Origin of the sequence: Streptomyces pyxinicus, assembly GCF_024753135.1 — a bacterium.
GTDB lineage: Bacteria > Actinomycetota > Actinomycetes > Streptomycetales > Streptomycetaceae > Streptomyces > Streptomyces pyxinicus.
In genome coordinates, this window is the sequence record NZ_JANUGP010000004.1 from 1 (window position 1) to 17,347 (window position 17,347).

The 17,347-nt window shown below is 73.4% G+C and carries 15 protein-coding genes; 8 read left to right on the forward strand and 7 right to left on the reverse strand.

Going from position 1 to position 17,347, the window contains the following annotated elements:
* Positions 1 to 149 precede the first annotated feature (149 nt).
* A complete protein-coding gene (locus tag NX794_RS06805; RefSeq protein ID WP_258777305.1) occupies positions 150 to 467 on the reverse strand; it encodes an SH3 domain-containing protein in 318 nt (105 codons plus the stop codon).
* A gap of 163 nt (positions 468 to 630) precedes the next feature.
* Here NX794_RS06805 and NX794_RS06810 point away from each other — a divergent pair, with 163 nt between their 5' ends.
* A complete protein-coding gene (locus tag NX794_RS06810; protein ID WP_258777306.1) occupies positions 631 to 2,787 on the forward strand; it encodes a serine/threonine-protein kinase in 2,157 nt (718 codons plus the stop codon).
* A 68-nt stretch (positions 2,788 to 2,855) separates the two neighbouring features.
* Here NX794_RS06810 and ilvD read toward each other — a convergent pair whose 3' ends face one another.
* From ilvD to NX794_RS06830, 4 genes are all read right to left on the reverse strand, one after another.
* Positions 2,856 to 4,709: a dihydroxy-acid dehydratase gene (gene ilvD / locus NX794_RS06815; RefSeq protein ID WP_258777307.1), complete on the reverse strand. Its 1,854-nt coding sequence runs from the start codon at positions 4,707 to 4,709 to the stop codon at positions 2,856 to 2,858.
* A gap of 127 nt (positions 4,710 to 4,836) precedes the next feature.
* Positions 4,837 to 5,595, reverse strand: a complete 759-nt coding sequence (locus NX794_RS06820; protein ID WP_258777308.1) for a TetR/AcrR family transcriptional regulator — start codon at positions 5,593 to 5,595, stop codon at positions 4,837 to 4,839.
* A complete protein-coding gene (locus tag NX794_RS06825) occupies positions 5,592 to 6,407 on the reverse strand; it encodes a sugar phosphate isomerase/epimerase family protein (protein WP_309505967.1) in 816 nt (271 codons plus the stop codon). Before NX794_RS06825 ends, NX794_RS06820 begins: the two co-directional genes overlap by 4 nt.
* 115 nt (positions 6,408 to 6,522) lie before the next feature.
* Positions 6,523 to 7,455 (reverse strand): Ppx/GppA family phosphatase, encoded by a 933-nt coding sequence (locus NX794_RS06830; RefSeq protein ID WP_258777310.1) that lies wholly within the window; start codon positions 7,453 to 7,455, stop codon positions 6,523 to 6,525.
* 72 nt (positions 7,456 to 7,527) lie between these two features.
* Between NX794_RS06830 and NX794_RS06835 the strand changes: the two genes are divergently transcribed.
* Positions 7,528 to 8,376, forward strand: coding sequence for a DUF3109 family protein (locus tag NX794_RS06835; RefSeq protein WP_428985864.1), 849 nt, complete (start codon positions 7,528 to 7,530; stop codon positions 8,374 to 8,376).
* Between the two features lie 256 nt (positions 8,377 to 8,632).
* Here the strand turns inward: NX794_RS06835 and NX794_RS06840 are convergent, their stop codons facing one another.
* Positions 8,633 to 10,300, reverse strand: coding sequence for a BACON domain-containing protein (locus NX794_RS06840; protein ID WP_258777311.1), 1,668 nt, complete (start codon positions 10,298 to 10,300; stop codon positions 8,633 to 8,635).
* 229 nt (positions 10,301 to 10,529) lie between these two features.
* Between NX794_RS06840 and radA the strand changes: the two genes are divergently transcribed.
* Both radA and disA read left to right on the forward strand, forming a co-directional pair.
* Positions 10,530 to 11,939 (forward strand): DNA repair protein RadA, encoded by a 1,410-nt coding sequence (gene radA / locus NX794_RS06845; RefSeq protein WP_258777312.1) that lies wholly within the window; start codon positions 10,530 to 10,532, stop codon positions 11,937 to 11,939.
* An 80-nt stretch (positions 11,940 to 12,019) separates the two neighbouring features.
* Entirely contained in the window at positions 12,020 to 13,144 is a 1,125-nt protein-coding gene (gene disA, locus NX794_RS06850) for a DNA integrity scanning diadenylate cyclase DisA (protein WP_258777313.1), read from the forward strand.
* Between the two features lie 127 nt (positions 13,145 to 13,271).
* Here the strand turns inward: disA and NX794_RS06855 are convergent, their stop codons facing one another.
* Complete coding sequence (locus NX794_RS06855; protein ID WP_258777314.1) at positions 13,272 to 14,075, reverse strand: hypothetical protein; 804 nt, start codon at positions 14,073 to 14,075, stop codon at positions 13,272 to 13,274.
* 179 nt (positions 14,076 to 14,254) lie between these two features.
* Between NX794_RS06855 and NX794_RS06860 the strand changes: the two genes are divergently transcribed.
* The 4 genes from NX794_RS06860 to cseB all read left to right on the forward strand — a co-directional run bounded on the left by NX794_RS06860 (position 14,255) and on the right by cseB (position 17,340).
* The gene (locus NX794_RS06860; RefSeq protein WP_258777315.1) at positions 14,255 to 15,130 is read left to right on the forward strand and encodes an HhH-GPD family protein; all 876 of its coding nucleotides are present in this window, start codon (positions 14,255 to 14,257) and stop codon (positions 15,128 to 15,130) included.
* A 280-nt stretch (positions 15,131 to 15,410) separates the two neighbouring features.
* Positions 15,411 to 15,950 carry a SigE family RNA polymerase sigma factor gene (locus NX794_RS06865; protein WP_258777316.1) on the forward strand — a complete coding sequence of 180 codons (540 nt, stop codon included), beginning with the start codon at positions 15,411 to 15,413 and terminating at the stop codon, positions 15,948 to 15,950.
* Entirely contained in the window at positions 15,938 to 16,582 is a 645-nt protein-coding gene (locus NX794_RS06870) for a hypothetical protein (RefSeq protein ID WP_258777317.1), read from the forward strand. Before NX794_RS06865 ends, NX794_RS06870 begins: the two co-directional genes overlap by 13 nt.
* A 53-nt stretch (positions 16,583 to 16,635) precedes the next feature.
* Positions 16,636 to 17,340 (forward strand): two-component system response regulator CseB, encoded by a 705-nt coding sequence (gene cseB / locus NX794_RS06875; RefSeq protein WP_258777318.1) that lies wholly within the window; start codon positions 16,636 to 16,638, stop codon positions 17,338 to 17,340.
* Positions 17,341 to 17,347: the final 7 nt, after the last annotated feature.

The following is a 17,347-nucleotide window of genomic DNA, read 5'->3' on the forward strand; positions in this document are numbered from 1 at the left end:
GCCCGGGGTGCCGGTTTCGTCGCTCACGGGACGATTATGGCGCCGGGCGGGGGCGGGCTCCGCGGGCGGGTGTCCTCCGTTCCCGGTTCCCCGGTTTCCCGGGCTTCCGATTCCCCGGTTCCCCGGGTTTCCGGCTCCGGGTTCCCGGGTCAGGCGCAGCGGGCGGTCACGTAGCCGTCGGCGCCGGTCTGGACGTAGGAGTCGGCCACGTACTCGCCGTTGCCGATGTTGTCCCAGATGTTCGAGGTGCCATAGGGGCCCGCGACGCTGGTGCCCGGCGTCTGGCAGTAGATCGCGACCCTGGCCCCCTCGGGCAGCATGCGGACCAGGCTGTACTGGGTGCCGGGACCGCTGCGGACGTTCAGGCGCACGCCCGGCGCGACCGCGTAGGTGCGCAGCGCGGCCGTGGTGACCGAGGCCGGCTCCGCCGTGGTGGTGCCGACCGCTTCCATAGGCTCGACAGACATCGAGTCGCTCCCCCCGTTGGCCCCACGACTGCCGTGGGATCCGTCACTGCCTTGGACGCCGAAACCGGGTGCGCGGTTCGCGGGGCGCCGTCTCCGGTCCGTACACCTCATCGATTAGGCTCCCTGCGTCGCGCGCGCGGACGAAGAGGCACGGGGGTGGTCCATGGCGTCAGGACGCAGCATCGGAGCGGGCGCGGAAGCGGAACTTCCGGAGTACGCCGGCCACTACCGACTGGAGTCGTGCCTGGGCTCCGGTGGCATGGGCGTCGTGCACCTCGCCCGCAGCACCTCGGGGATGCGGCTCGCGGTGAAGGTCGTCCACGCGCAGTTCGCCAGGGACCCCGAGTTCAGGGGCCGGTTCCGGCAGGAGGTGGCCGCGGCCCGGCGGGTCAGCGGTGCCTTCACGGCCTCCGTCGTGGACGCCGACCCGGATGCGGAACGGCCCTGGATGGCCACCCTGTTCATTCCCGGCCCGACGCTGGCCCAGGAGGTGAAGCGGAACGGGCCGCTGGCGCCCGCGCAGGTACGCCGGCTGATGGCCGGGCTCGCCGAGGCGCTGCGCGACATCCACCGCGTCGGTGTCGTGCACCGGGATCTCAAGCCGGGCAACGTGCTGCTCGCCGAGGACGGTCCGAAGGTGATCGACTTCGGTATCTCCCGGCCCAAGGACAGCGAACTGCGCACCGAAACCGGGAAGTTGATCGGGACACCGCCGTTCATGGCGCCCGAGCAGTTCCGCCGGCCGCGGGAGGTGGGGCCGGCGGCGGACATCTTCGCGCTCGGCTCCGTGCTGGTGCACGCGGCGACCGGGCGGGGGCCGTTCGACTCGGACAGCCCCTACATCGTCGCCTACCAGGTGGTGCACGACGAGCCCGATCTGACCGGGCTTCCGGAGAGCATCGCGCCGCTGGTGCTGCGCTGCCTCGCGAAGGAACCCGAGGACCGGCCCACCCCGGACGAGCTGATGCGGGAGCTGCGCTCGGTCGCCGCCTCCTACGACACGCAGGCGTTCATACCGGCTCAGCGGTCGGGTGGGTCCGGTGGGGAGGAGAAGGGCGAGGAGGAGGCTCCTTCGGGGTCCGGGGACCCGGGGTCCGGGGACTCGGATGTCGACAGGGCCGTTCCGCGGCGGCGCCGGTGGGGCGGCGGGAAGCGGGCCGCCGCCTGGGGCATGGCCGGGCTCGGACTGGCCGTCGCGGCGGCCCTCGGGGCAGCGCGGCTGTCCGGTGCGCCCGGCGGGCATCCGGCGCCGGACCGGAGTCCGCGCACGGTGCCGGCGGCGGCCAAGGCCTGGGCGACCGTACCGCCCCGCACGGGCGGGACGATGGCGCACTGCTCGTACGGGGCGGGGAAGCTGCTGTGCTCGCGGACCGGAGTGGTCTTCGCCGTGTCGCCCGCCGACGGCCGGCTGCTGTGGCGGCACTCGGTCTCCACCCGGATCGCCGGTGACCCGCCCGTGCTGTCCGGCGGTCTCGTGCAGCCGTACACCGACGGCGGCACCCGACTGGCCGCGCTCGACCCCGATTCGGGCAAGCAGGTCTGGGAGCGTCGCCTGCCGCAGGGCACCGGGGTGCACTACACGGGCGGCACGGCCCTGTTCACGTACGCCGACGGGACGGTGGGCGCGCTGGACACGGCGACCGGGAGGACGAAGTGGCGGCACGCGCTGCCCGGCGGTCCCGAGGTGCCGGTGTTCCAGTCGTTCCCGGGCAGTTCGTCGGCGTACGTGGCGCGCCGCTCCCGCGACGGTTCGGGCACGCATGTCATGGCGGTGGACCCGGTCAGCGGGCGAGTGCGCTGGGAGGCCGACCTCAGCGGCTCCCTGTCGCCGGTCGGCGCCGACGACGACTCGGTGTACCTCACGGCCGTGGACACCGTGTACGGCCGTACCGAGGCGGTCGTCCGGTACACGCCCGCGACCCGGGAGGCGCGCCGGGTGCCGCTGCCCGTCGGGCTGGACGGCGCGCAGGGGACCGTGCACGGTGACCGCGTCTACCTGCTGGGCGCCGGCGGGATCCTGACGGCCGTCGACATGAAGGCCGGCAAGCGGGTGTGGGGCCTGGAGACCTCCGTGACCCGGGGCTCGGCTCCGGTCACGGACGGCAGGAGGGTGTTCTTCAGCGCGGCCGACGGGCGGCTGCTGGCCGTCGACGCCGCGGACGGCCGGCTCGTCGGGCAGACCAGGGCCCGGCTCGGCGCCGATGCGGACCGGGTCGTGGCGAGCCTGCCCGCGCCGGTCCTGACCGGGGGCCGCTTGTACGCCGCCGCCCCCGACGGAACCGTGTTCTCGCTGGACGCCCGCGACCCGTCGACGTGGTGACGTGTGACGTGTGACCCGGGAAGGGGGCCGCCCTCGCCGGGGCGGCCCCCTTCACAGGCTCCGGTGGCTCAGCCCAGCTTGCTCACGTCGCGGACCGCGCCCCGGTCGGCGCTGGTGGCCATCGCCGCGTAGGCGCGCAGCGCGGCGGAGACCTTGCGTTCGCGGTCGCGCGGGGCGTAGACGCCGTTCAGCTCCTGCTCGCGGCGGGCGAGTTCGGCGTCGTCGACCAGCAGCTCGATCGAGCGGCCCGGGATGTCGATGCGGATGCGGTCGCCGTCCCTGACCAGGGCGATGGTGCCGCCGGAGGCCGCCTCCGGTGAGGCGTGGCCGATGGAGAGGCCCGAGGTGCCGCCGGAGAAGCGGCCGTCGGTGATCAGCGCGCAGCTCTTGCCCAGGCCCCGGCCCTTCAGGTACGAGGTCGGGTACAGCATCTCCTGCATGCCGGGGCCGCCCTTGGGGCCCTCGTAGCGGATGACGACGACGTCGCCTTCCTTGACCTCCTGGGTGAGGATGCGCTGGACGGCCTCCTCCTGGGACTCGCAGACGACCGCCGGGCCCTCGAAGGTCCAGATCGACTCGTCCACGCCGGCCGTCTTCACCACGCAGCCGTCGACGGCGAGGTTGCCCTTCAGCACCGCGAGGCCGCCGTCCTTGGAGTAGGCGTGCTCGGCGGAGCGGATGCAGCCGCTCTCGGCGTCCTCGTCCAGGGAGTCCCAGCGCTCGGACTGGGAGAAGGCCTCGGCGGAGCGGACGCAGCCGGGGGCCGCGTGCCACAGCTCGACGGCCTTCGGGGAGGGCGAGCCGCCGCGCACGTCCCAGGTCTTCAGCCAGTCGGCGAGGGAGGGGCTGTGCACGGCGTGCACGTCCTCGTTGAGCTGCCCGGCCCGGTGCAGCTCGCCGAGCAGGGCCGGGATGCCGCCGGCGCGGTGCACGTCCTCCATGTAGTACGTGCGGTTCTTGCCCACGTTCGGGGCGACCTTGGCCAGGCACGGCACCCGGCGCGAGACGGCGTCGATCTGCTCCAGGCCGAAGGGGACGCCGGCCTCCTCGGCGGCGGCCAGCAGGTGCAGGATCGTGTTGGTGGAGCCGCCCATCGCGATGTCCAGGGCCATGGCGTTCTCGAAGGCCTGGAAGGTCGCGACATTGCGCGGCAGGACCGTCTCGTCGTCCTGCTCGTAGTGGCGGCGGGTGAGGTCCACGGCCGTGCGGGCGGCATCGACGTAGAGCTGCTTGCGCGCGGTGTGGGTGGCGAGGACCGAGCCGTTGCCGGGCAGGGACAGGCCGATGGCCTCGGTCAGGCAGTTCATGGAGTTGGCGGTGAACATGCCGGAACAGCTGCCGCAGGTCGGGCAGGCGTTCTCCTCGATCCGGAGGATGTCCTCGTCGGAGATCTTGTCGTTGACGGCGTCGGAGATCGCGTCGACCAGGTCGAGGGTGCGGACCGTGCCGTCAACCAGGGTGGCCCGGCCGGACTCCATGGGGCCGCCGGAGACGAAGACCGTCGGGATGTTCAGCCGCAGGGCGGCCATCAGCATGCCCGGGGTGATCTTGTCGCAGTTGGAGATGCAGACCAGGGCGTCGGCGCAGTGGGCCTCGACCATGTACTCGACGGAGTCCGCGATCAGGTCGCGGGAGGGCAGCGAGTACAGCATGCCGCCGTGGCCCATGGCGATGCCGTCGTCTACGGCGATGGTGTTGAACTCGCGCGGGATGCCGCCCGCCTCGGTGATCGCCTCGCTGACGATCCGGCCGACCGGCTGGAGGTGGGTGTGGCCCGGCACGAACTCCGTGAACGAGTTCGCGACCGCGATGATCGGCTTCCGGCCGATGTCCGCACCGGGTACACCGGAGGCGCGCATAAGGGCGCGGGCGCCCGCCATGTTGCGGCCGTGGGTGACTGTGCGGGACCTCAGCTCGGGCATCGTCGCTCGCTCCTTCGAAACCTTCTGCCAGAGAGTTCTGACTGTACGGTCGAGCGTACGCCGGTGCTCCAAGGACTGGACACGGTTGTCCGGAATACGGGACGCGCGTTCCACGGACGGGGCATGCTCAGGGGTTCGTCAGGTGTCCCTGGACGACGGGTGCGACGCGCGCGATGAGCTGTTCCAGGTCGGCCGAGGCCAGCGGCTCCAGCTTGATCACGTACCGCATCATGGCCGCGCCGACCAGCTGGGCGGCGGCCAGCTCGGCGCGGAGTTCGGCGTCCGGCAGGTCGAGCTGGGCGGCGACGCGGCGCAGCAGCTGGGTCGCGACCAGGTGGCGGAAGACGGCGGCGGCGGTCTCGTTGTCGACGGCGGAGCGCAGGATCGCCAGCAGCGGGGCCCGGGTGACGGGGTTGTCCCAGACGCCGAAGACGAACCGGGTCAGCCGCTCCCCCACGCCCTCCAGCGCGCCGTCGGCCACCGCGTTCGGGGCCTCCAGCGCGGGGGCGAAGGCGACCGCGACGGCCGCCTCGAAGACCTGTTCCTTGGTGCCGAAGTAGTGGTGGACCAGCGCGGAGTCCACCCCGGCCGCCTTGGCGATGCCGCGCACGGACGTCTTCGCGTAGCCGCGCTCGGAGAACTCGGCGCGGGCCGCGGCGAGGATGCGGTCGCGGGTGCCGACGGACTCGGTGCGCGGAGGGCGGCCGCGGCGGCGGGCGCGCGGCCGGCCGGCGGGGCTTTCAGGGGTGCCGGTGGGGGTTTCAGGGGTGCCGAGGGGGATTTCAGGGGTGCCGTCGGGGCTTTCGGGGCCGGTGTCGGGGCTCTCGGGGCCGGCATCAGGCCTCTCGGACCCGCCGTCAGGGCTCTCGGGCTCGGGCTCGGTCATGGCCGGGGTACCCGTGCCGCCGACGACGTCAGGTGCTTGCGCGTGAACTCCAGGGCCTCGGCGAGGTCGGCCTCGCGTTCGGCGCTGGACATCGCCCGGCGGGTGTTGACCTCGATGACGACATGGCCGTCGAAACCGGAGACGGTCAGGTGCTCCAGCAGCTCGGCGCAGGGCTGGGTGCCGCGGCCGGGCACCAGGTGCTCGTCCTTGGCGGAGCCGCGCCCGTCGGCCAGGTGGACATGGCCGAGCCGGTCGCCCATGCGGCCGATCATGTCCAGGGCGTCGGAGCGGGCCGTCGCGGTGTGGCTGAGGTCGATCGTGAAGTGCCGGTAGTCGTGCCGGGTGACGTCCCAGTCCGGGGCGTAGGCGAGCATCTCGCGGTCGCGGTAGCGCCAGGGGTACATGTTCTCGACGGCGAACCGGACGTCCGTCTCGTCGGCCATCCGCCAGATCCCGGTCACGAAGTCGCGCGCGTACTGCCGCTGCCAGCGGAAGGGCGGGTGCACGACGACGGTGGAGGCGCCGAGCTTCTCCGCCGCCGCGCGGGCGCGCTGGAGCTTGGCCCAGGGGTCGGTGGACCACACGCGCTGGGTGATCAGCAGGCAGGGGGCGTGGACGGCCAGGATCGGGACGCCGTGGTAGTCCGACAGGCGGCGCAGCGCCTCGATGTCCTGGCTGACCGGGTCGGTCCACACCATGACCTCGACGCCGTCGTATCCGAGGCGCGCGGCGATCTCGAAGGCCGTCGCCGTCGACTCCGGGTACACGGAGGCCGTCGACAGGGCGACGCGCACGTCCCTTGGTTCAGCCACGTCCGTCACCTTACGGGGTGGGACGGACCGGATGCCGGGTGCTGCTTGGCCGTTGTGAGCTCGGCCGTTGTGAGCTTGGCCATGCGGGGTGCCGCCGGGGTGCGCCGCGCGGGCTTCACGCCGTTCCCATGTGGTCCAGGCGGCGCAGGATCACGCCCTCGCGCAGCGCCCAGGGGCAGATCTCCAGGCTCTCCACGCCGAAGAGGTCCATCGCGCCCTCGGCCACCAGGGCACCGGCCAGCAACTGGCCGGCCCTGCCCTCCGAGACGCCAGGCAGTTCGCCGCGCTGCTCGGTCGTCATGCCGGCGAGGCGCGGCACCCAGGCCTCCAGGGACTCGCGCTTCAGCTCGCGCTGGACGTAGAGGCCCTCGGCGCTGCGGGCGGCGCCGGCGATACGGGCCAGCTGCTTGAAGGTCTTGGAGGTGGCGACCACGTGGTCCGGGGCGCCGAGGCGGCTGAACTCGCCGACCGTGCGGGCGATCTCGGTGCGCACGTGCCGGCGCAGGGCGCGGACGTCGTCCGGGGCGGGCGGGTCGCCGGGCAGCCAGCCGGCGGTGAGGCGACCGGCGCCGAGCGGCAGTGAGACGGCGGCGTGCGGTTCCTCGTCCAGGCCGTAGGCGATCTCCAGGGAGCCGCCGCCGATGTCCAAGACCAGCAGCTTTCCGGCGGACCAGCCGAACCAGCGGCGGACGGCGAGGAAGGTGAGGCGGGCCTCCTCGGCGCCGCTGAGCACCTGGAGCCGTACGCCGGTCTCGGCCTCGACGCGGGTGAGGACGTCGTCGGCGTTGCCGGCCTCGCGGACGGCGGAGGTGGCGAACGGGAGCAGGTCCTCGACGCCCTTGTCCTCGGCGGCCTGGAGCGCGTCCCGGACGACGGCGACCAGCTTCTCTATGCCGTCCTCGCCGATGGCGCCGTCGCCGTCGAGGAGCTGGGCGAGCCGAAGGTCGGCCTTGTGCGAGTGGGCGGGCAGCGGCCGGGCGCCGGGGTGGGCGTCCACCACCAGCAGATGCACCGTGTTCGAACCCACGTCCAGGACACCGAGTCTCATGTACGGAACGCTACTGCCAGATCGCCGCTGCTCGGTGCCCCGGAGCGGGGCCGGGCCACTTACCCTGGACGGGTGCCAAAGACGAAAAAGGCGAAGCCCGCCAAAGCCGAAATCTCCGGAATCGCGGACAAGGTGCGCAAGGCGGCCAAAGCTTCCAAGGGGTCGACGGTGAGTGACGAGAAGGGGCTCGACTTCCCGCGCGCGTGGGTGGAGTTTCCGGACCCGGCGGACGACGAGCAGGTCTTCCGCTGCGATCTGACCTGGCTGACCTCGCGCTGGAACTGCATCTTCGGCTCCGGCTGCCAGGGCATCCAGGCGGGCCGGGCGGCGGACGGGTGCTGCACGCTGGGCGCGCACTTCTCCGACGAGGACGACGAGAAGCGGGTCGCCGAGCACGTGGCGCGGCTCACGCCGGACATCTGGCAGCACCACGAGGAGGGCACGCGGGGCGGCTGGATCTCGGAGGACGAGGAGGGCTCGCGGCAGACGCGGCCGTTCCAGGGGTCCTGCATCTTCCAGAACCGGCCCGGGTTCGCGGGCGGCGCGGGCTGCTCGCTGCACATCCTCGCGCTGCGGGAGGGGCGGGAGCCGCTGGAGACCAAGCCGGACGTGTGCTGGCAGCTGCCGGTGCGGCGGACGTACGACTGGATCGACCGGCCGGACGACACCCGGATCCTCCAGGTGTCCATCGGGGAGTACGACCGCCGGGGCTGGGGTCCCGGTGGCCACGACCTGCACTGGTGGTGCACCTCGGCGACGTCCGCGCACGGGGCGGGGGACCCGGTGTACGTCTCCTACCGCGCCGAGCTGACGGAACTGATGGGCAAGGCGGGCTACGACCGTCTCGCGGCCCTGTGCGAACAGCGGCTCTCGGCGGAGCTGCCGCTGCTGGCCCCCCACCCGGCGGACCCGGCACCTTAGCCGACCTGCCTTTCCCACCCGCCTGCCCGTCTCGGCCGGCCGAGAAGGCACCGCGAAAAAAGCCCCGGTTGCCCGGGAGAGCAGATCGAGCACGGCTCGCCGCGCTCCCCCGGCCCCGGTGATCACCGCCCGCTTCTGCCCGCCCCGCACCGGCGACCACCCCGTGCGCCGGCCTGTCCGGCCGGCCCGCGTCGAGCCCCCGCCACCGACGACCCGCCACCCCGTCGCCCCCCCACCCCGTCGCCCCCGCCCCGCGTCAGCCGTCCGACGGGGCCGGTGTGTCCGGGTCGGTCGGGGACGAGGTAGGGGACGAGGGATCCGAGGTCGGGGGGTCGCTGGGGGGTGGGGTGGAGGGAGGGTCGGTCGGTGGAGGTGTGGTCGGGGGCGTGGTGGAGCTGGTCGGGGGCGGAGTGGAGGGGGCGGAGGGGCGGGAGGTCGGGCGGCTCGGGGCCGTGCCGTAGCCGTTGATCGTGACCACCGCGGCCGCCGGGGAGATCGCCACGCGCGCGTGCCAGTGGCCCGAGGGCTCGCGGAGGTGGTCCACGTGCACTTTGATCGTCAACGTCTCGCCCGGGTCGAGGGTTCCCGAGGACCGGCTGAGGTACAGCCACGGCGCCGAGGTGGACGCGGACCAGTCGACCGGGGCGTCCCCGGACGCGGTGAGGGTGATCAGGGTGGTGTCGCCGTCGTTGGCCGCGCTGACCCCGAGCTGCCCGGCGCCCTTCTTGCCGGCCCCGGAGACGCTGACGACCTCCACGGAGACGTCGGACTCGCCGTCCTTGCCGCCCGGCGTCCCGGGGCGGGCGCTGGCGTTGCCCGCGTTCTCGTACCCGCCCGCCGTGTCGCCGCCCAGCGCGTCCGGGCCCTGGGTCTCGCGCGCGGTGGCGGAGCGGCCGCCGTCGTCGCCGAGGGGCGCGCCCCGGTACGCCGCCCACAGGGCCAGCACCGGCGCCGCCACGACCGTGGCGACGACCGTCGTCGTGACCGCACGCGCGCGGAGCCGGTCGCGGCGGGCCGCGCGGTCCTTGGGGTCCATCGGGAACCCGCGCCGGTCGAAGCGCGGCAGCGCGGCGCCCCGCGCGCGCGGGTGGTGGGCGAGCACGGTGTGCAGGGCCGCGCGGGGTGCCTCCAGCACCGGCAGCTCGGCCGGGGTGACCGAGGCGCCGGGCCAGCGGCCGGGCACCGCCCGCTCGGCGGTGCGGCGGCAGCGCGGGCAGTCGTCCACGTGCCGTACCAGCTCGCGGCGGAGCGCGCTGCTGAGCACCAGGCGGCTGTCGCCGGTGAGGTGGGCCACGCTGGGGCAGCCGCCGGTCTCCACGACGGCGAGGGCGGCCCGGGTGCGCTCGACCTCGCAGGCCGCCGCGGCGAGCAGCTCGCGCGCGGCGGCCGGTTCCATGCCGAGGACGGCGGCGACCTCGTGGGCGGCGAGGTGGTGGCGGACGGCGAGTTCCAGGGCCTCGCGCTGCTCGGGCGACGTGCCGGCCGCCTCCGGCCAGGCCAGCAGGGCGAGTTGGCGGCGCCGCGGCTCCTGGACCTCGGGCGGTACGGACGCCTCGGCGGTCGCCCCGCCGGCGGCGCGGCCCGCCGCGTGGGTGGCCTGACGTCTCTGCCTGGCCTCGGCCAGCTTGCGCAGACACGCCCAGCGCGCGAGCGCGTACAGCCACGCCCTGCGGTCGGCGGAGGTCTCCGGCATCCGGTGGGCGCGCCGCTCGGCGAGCGCGAGGACGTCGCCGAGGGCGGCGGTGGCCGTGTCGTGGTCGCACAGCACGGACAGACAGTAGGTGAACAGGCCGTCCAGGTACGGTTCGTAGCGCGCCGGCGTCCGCTGGGCGAGGGTGCGCGCGGCAGCGCGGTCCCGTGCCTCCCGGTGCGCCCGGTGTGCGCCGGTGGCGCGGGTCGTGGTCTCCGGACTGCTGCTCATCACCCGTGCGACCGTAGGCGGCCGTGCGGCGTCCCTTCCGGAACCTTGAGCACTTTTACCTCGTACGGGTGAAACGATCCCTCATTAGGGGACAGGAACGATTCGCCCCGCGACCGGAAACCGAGGGGCGGTGGCCGAGACCCGTTCACCCACATGCGGCTCCCGGGCCCCTCGCCGGTCCTCCGCGCCGGTCCCGGGGCCCGTTGTCAGTGCCGGGGGCTACGGTTTCCGCATGGCTGCCCGTACCAAGACCACCAAGGACCGCCCGTCCTACCGCTGCACCGAGTGCGGCTGGCAGACGGCCAAGTGGCTCGGCCGCTGCCCCGAGTGCCAGGCCTGGGGCACGGTCGAGGAGTACGGCGCGCCCGCGGTCCGCACGACGGCGCCGGGCCGGGTCACCAGCTCCGCGGTGCCCATCGGCCAGGTCGACGGCCGCCAGGCCACCGCCCGCTCCACCGGCGTCCCGGAGCTGGACCGCGTGCTCGGCGGCGGCCTGGTGCCCGGCGCCGTGGTGCTCCTCGCGGGCGAGCCCGGCGTCGGCAAGTCCACCCTGCTGCTGGACGTGGCCGCCAAGTCGGCGAGCGCCGAGCACCGCACCCTCTATGTCACCGGCGAGGAGTCGGCGAGCCAGGTCCGGCTGCGCGCCGACCGCATCGGCGCGCTGGACGACGACCTGTATCTGGCCGCCGAGACCGATCTGGCCGCCGTCCTCGGCCACTTGGACGAGGTCAAGCCGTCCCTGCTGATCCTCGACTCGGTGCAGACGGTGGCCTCCCCGGAGATCGAGGGCGCCCCCGGCGGCATGGCCCAGGTGCGCGAGGTCGCCGGAGCCCTGATCCGCGCCTCCAAGGAACGCGGCATGTCCACCCTCCTGGTGGGCCACGTCACCAAGGACGGCGCGATCGCCGGTCCCCGTCTGCTGGAGCACCTGGTGGACGTCGTCCTGCACTTCGAGGGCGACCGGCACGCGCGCCTGCGCCTGGTGCGCGGCGTGAAGAACCGGTACGGGGCGACGGACGAGGTCGGCTGCTTCGAGCTGCACGACGAGGGCATCACCGGCCTGGCCGACCCCAGCGGCCTGTTCCTGACCCGGCGCGCCGAGCCGGTGCCGGGCACCTGCCTGACCGTCACCCTGGAGGGCCGCCGGCCGCTGGTGGCGGAGGTGCAGGCGCTGACCGTGGACTCCCAGATCCCCTCCCCGCGCCGGACCACCTCGGGCCTGGAGACGTCCCGGGTGTCGATGATGCTCGCGGTGCTGGAGCAGCGCGGCCGGATCAGCGCGCTCGGCAAGCGGGACATCTACTCCGCGACGGTCGGCGGTGTGAAGCTCTCCGAGCCGGCCGCGGACCTCGCCATCGCCCTCGCGCTGGCCTCCGCCGCCAGCGACACCCCGCTGCCGAAGAACCTGGTCGCCATCGGCGAGGTGGGCCTCGCGGGCGAGGTGAGACGGGTCACGGGCGTGCAGCGCCGGCTGTCCGAGGCCCACCGGCTGGGCTTCACGCACGCCCTGGTGCCGAGCGATCCGGGCAAGGTCCCGGACGGGATGAAGGTGCTGGAAGTCGCCGACATGGGAGACGCGCTGCGGGTGCTGCCGCGCTCGCGTCGGCGAGAGGCCCCACGGGAGGCGGAGCAGCGCCGGTAGACTTTGCGCAGGTCTCGCCCGTCCGTACGAACCGCGTGCGGCTGCGGGAGCGCCTCAGAACCTGTGACCGGAGGAGTGCAGTGGCAGCCAACGACCGGGCAGCGGCTCCCGGAAAGTCCGGTGGGAGTGCCGGTTCCGATGGCCGGATGCGCGCCTCGCTGAGCGCCGTGGCACCGGGCACGGCCCTGCGTGACGGCCTGGAGCGGGTCCTGCGCGGCAACACCGGCGGTCTGATCCTCCTCGGCTCGGACAAGACGGTCGAGGCGATGTGCACGGGCGGTTTCGTGCTGGACGTCGAGTTCACCGCGACCCGGCTGCGCGAGCTGTGCAAGCTGGACGGCGGCATCGTGCTGTCGTCGGACCTGTCGAAGATCCTGCGCGCGGGCGTCCAGCTGGTGCCGGACCCGACGATCCCCACGGAGGAGACCGGCACCCGGCACCGGACCGCGGACCGGGTGAGCAAGCAGGTCGGCTTCCCGGTGGTCTCCGTCTCCCAGTCGATGCGGCTGATCGCGCTGTACGTCGACGGTCAGCGCCGCGTCCTGGAGGACTCGGCGGCGATCCTCTCCCGGGCGAACCAGGCGCTGGCCACCCTGGAGCGGTACAAGCTCCGCCTCGACGAGGTGGCGGGCACGCTGTCGGCGCTGGAGATCGAGGACCTGGTGACGGTCCGGGACGTCTCGGCGGTCGCGCAGCGGCTGGAGATGGTGCGCCGCATCGCCACCGAGATCGCCGAGTACGTGGTCGAGCTGGGCACGGACGGCCGGCTCCTCACGCTCCAGCTGGAGGAGCTGATCGCGGGCGTCGAGCCGGACCGCGAGCTGGTGGTGCGGGACTATGTGCCGGAGCCGACGGCGAAGCGGTCCCGCACGGTCGACGAGGCGCTCTCCGAGCTGGACGCGCTGACCCACGCGGAGCTGCTGGAACTGGGCACGGTGGCGCGGGCGCTCGGCTACACGGGGTCTCCCGAGACGCTCGACTCCGCGGTGTCCCCGCGGGGCTTCCGGCTGCTGGCCAAGGTGCCGCGGCTGCCGGGCGCCATCATCGACCGCCTGGTGGAGCACTTCGGCGGCCTGCAGAAGCTGCTCGCCGCGAGCGTCGACGACCTCCAGGCGGTGGACGGGGTGGGCGAGGCCCGGGCGCGGAGCGTGCGGGAGGGGCTGTCGCGCCTGGCGGAGTCCTCGATCCTGGAGCGGTACGTCTGAGTGCGACGCCGGGCGCCTTCTGACTCGGGGCGTCCTGTGTGCCGGCGACCGCGGGTCCGTCGTGGTCGCTCACGCAGTTCCCCGCGCCCCTTGCGGGGCGCCCCCGGCCGGATCCGGGAGAGGGGCCCTAGTCCGCCGAGAGGACGAAGGACGCCTGGAGCTTGCCGTAGCCGGGGGTCCTGGCCTCCAGCAGGTAGGTGCCCGGCTTCGCCGAGCCCGCCGGCGGGGTGGCGCACTGGGGGGCGCTCGGCTTGCGGTCCCAGGTCACGGTGTAGGTGATGCTCTTGCCCGCGGTCACCCGGAACGGCAGGTGCGCCGCGTCCTTGGGGCAGTCGGCCGAGGACCAGTACGCGTCGTCGCCGTCCGCCGGGGTGATCGTCAACACCGCGTTCTTCGGGCCGAGATCGACCTTGCAGTCGGTGGACGAGGTGTTCTTCGCGGTGAGTTCGAAGGTCGGCTTCTGGTCCGGCGAGTAGGAGTTGTGCACACTGCGCAGGCTCAACGACACCGCGCCGCTGGTGCAGTTGGCCAGGGAGGCGGACGCCGGGAGCGTGTCGCCCGTACCGACGTTCCCCGCGCCGGGGCCCGAGCCGGCGGAGCCCGACGAGCCCCCGGAGCCGGAGCCGTCGCCGTCCGCGCCGTCGTCGCCGGAGCCGCTCCCGCCGCTTCCGGCGGAGCCGCCGCCCGACTCGTCGCGCCCGCCGGGGTGTTGGCTGATCGCGGGCCCGGACGAGGAGGGGCCCGGCGTGATCGTGTGCGCGGGGTCCTTGCCGTCGGACCCGTCGGCGCCCTTCTTGCCACCCCCGCCGCCCATGGTGACGATCCATGTCATCACCAGCGCCAACAGGGCGACGACGGACAGCAGTACGGCCCTCCGACGCCAGTAGATGGAGGAGGGAAGCGGCCCGACCGGATTGCGCAGAGATCCCACGGCCCAAACTGTACGAGAGATCGCCGCGCTTGCTCGCGCCACATGCCGCTCGGACAGCAACTTTTCCGGATCATCATCCCGGCAACTGCCGCCACGGGCACGCTTCTTCGTCAACGCGACGCTCGGTGACCGCGCCGTCACCCGCACGGTCCGCCAACCCGTGGCAGGATCGGAAGGCCATGACTGAGAAGCTGCACACCCCCGTGATCGCCTGGTTCGACACCCATGCCCGCGACCTCCCCTGGCGCCGCCCGGAGGCGGGCCCGTGGGGTGTGATGGTCAGCGAGTTCATGCTCCAGCAGACCCCCGTCAACCGGGTGCTGCCGGTCTACGAGCAGTGGCTGGCCCGCTGGCCGCGCCCCGCCGACCTGGCCAAGGAGGCGCCCGGCGAGGCGGTGCGCGCCTGGGGCCGGCTCGGCTATCCGCGCCGGGCGCTGCGGCTGCACGGCGCCGCGGTCGCCATAGCGGAACGGCACGGCGGGGACGTACCGACGGACCACGCGCAGCTGCTGGCGCTGCCCGGGATCGGCGAGTACACGGCGGCGGCGGTGGCCTCCTTCGCGTACGGGCAGCGGCATCCGGTGCTGGACACCAATGTGCGCCGGGTCTTCGCGCGGGCGGTGAGCGGGGTGCAGTACCCGCCGAACGCGACGACGGCCGCCGAGCGCCGCCTGGCCCGGGAGCTGCTGCCGGCGGACGAGGGCACCGCCGCGCGCTGGGCGGCGGCCTCCATGGAGCTGGGCGCGCTGGTGTGCACGGCGCGCAACGAAGGCTGCCAGCGGTGCCCGATCGCCACGCAGTGCGCCTGGCGGCTGGCGGGCAAGCCGGAGCACGCGGGACCGCCGCGGCGCGGGCAGACGTACGCCGGTACGGACCGGCAGGTGCGCGGCAAGCTGCTGGCCGTCCTGCGGGAGGCGCACGCGCCGGTGCCGCAGGCGCTGCTGGACCGGGTGTGGCACGAGCCGGTGCAGCGGGCCCGCGCGCTGGACGGCCTGGTCACGGACGGCCTGGTGGAGCCGATGACGGGCGGTCTGTACCGGCTGCCGCTGGGCTGACGCCCGGCCACATCGTCACCGACGGTGGTTTGTTGCGGCCTTCCCACGCCTTCCCGGCCCGACAAACCACCATCTAAACGGACATAGCATCCATCCAATCCGTCACGCCCTCCCCTCCGTTACACAACCGACGGACAGCCGATTGCCAGCCGAAGGCTGGTTCGGACAGCGCCGTGACAACCGCTCCGTAACTTCTCTTCCGTGCCCGGCGACCATCCGGCACATGGACTGAAGGACCCCGGACGAAGCCGGGGTGAACGGGGAACGGAGGCGGTTGATCATGGCGCAGGGCGAGGTGCTTGAGTTCGAGGAGTACGTCCGCACTCGGCAGGACGCGCTGCTGCGCAGCGCCCGTCGGCTGGTGCCGGACCCCGTCGACGCGCAGGACCTGCTGCAGACGGCGCTCGTGCGGACGTACGGCCGCTGGGAAGGCATAGCCGACAAGCGGCTCGCCGACGCCTACCTGCGCCGCGTCATGATCAACACCCGCACCGAGTGGTGGCGGGCGCGCAAGCTGGAGGAGGTCCCGACCGAGCAGCTGCCGGACGCCTCCGTTGCGGACTCCACCGAGCAGCACGCCGACCGGGCCCTGCTGATGGACATCATGAAGGTGCTCGCACCCAAGCAGCGCAGCGTCGTGGTGCTGCGACACTGGGAGCAGATGTCCACGGAGGAGACGGCCGCCGCCCTCGGCATGTCGGCCGGTACGGTCAAGAGCACGCTGCACCGGGCGCTCGCCCGGCTCCGCGAGGAGCTGGAAGCCCGCGATCTGGACGCACGCGCGCTGGAGCGTGAGGAGCGGGAGCGTTGCGCGGCCTGACCGGGGCCGGACCCGACCGGGTCCGCACCACGTCACAGGCGGTGATCGCGGCGGCGGCCGCGCTCGCCGCCATCGCCCTTTTCGTCGCCGCGTGCGGCACGGGCGGCACCGGCACCCGGGACGAGGGACCGGCGCACGCGTCGGCGGTCGCGGGAGCCTCCGAGTCCCCCTCGCCGAGTCCCGCGGCCGGCTTCCGCCAGGTGGACGCGGTCTCGCTGGTCAAAAAGGACCCGGCGGTCTCCGCCGCCGTGAAACGCGAGCTGAAGCCGTGCGGCTCCGACGACTACCCCGTCGACGTCTCCTACGGCTATCTGACCGGCGGCTCCGTCAACGACGTCCTCGTCAACGTCTCGACCTGCGGTGACCTGGTGGGCATCGGCAGCTACGTGTACCAGCGGGTCGGGGACGCGTACAAGAATGTGTTCAAGGCGGAGGAGTCACCGGTCTACTCGGAGATCGACGGCACCGACCTGAGCGTGACCAAGCAGGTGTACGAGACGGACGACCAGGTGGCCAACCCGTCCCGGGAGACCGTGATCACGTACCGGTGGAAGGCGGGGCGGTTCACCGAGATCAACCGGCACGAGACCGACTACAGCAAGGCCGGCGACGCGGCGCCCGCGCAGAACTGACCCCCCACCCACGCGTACACACGCACGTACACACGAGGATCGAGAGCAGCGGGATGGCAGACCAGACCCACGTCCTGTTCGTCGAGGACGACGACGTCATCCGTGAGGCCACCCAGCTCGCCCTGGAGCGGGACGGCTTCGCGGTCACCGCCATGCCGGACGGGCTGTCGGGCCTGGAGGCGTTCCGTGCCGACCGCCCCGACATCGCGCTGCTCGACGTCATGGTCCCGGGTCTTGACGGGGTCAGCCTGTGCCGCCGTATCCGGGACGAGTCGACCGTGCCGGTGATCATGCTCTCGGCGCGCGCCGACTCCATCGACGTGGTGCTGGGCCTGGAGGCGGGCGCCGACGACTACGTCACCAAGCCGTTCGACGGCGCGGTGCTGGTCGCGCGGATCCGGGCCGTGCTGCGCCGCTTCGGGCACGCCGGCGGCAGCGACCGTACCGAGGACGCCGGGGAGCCGGTGGGCGGGGGGGTCCTCAGCTTCGGCGACCTGGAGATCGACACCGAGGGCATGGAGGTGCGCCGGGCCGGGCAGCCGGTGGCGCTCACGCCCACCGAGATGCGGCTGCTGCTGGAGTTCTCCTCCGCGCCGGGCACCGTGCTCTCCCGCGACAAGCTGCTGGAGCGGGTGTGGGACTACGGCTGGGGCGGGGACACCCGGGTCGTCGACGTGCACGTGCAGCGGCTGCGGCAGAAGATCGGCCAGGACCGGATCGAGACGGTCCGCGGCTTCGGCTACAAGCTGAAGGCCTGAGCGGAGC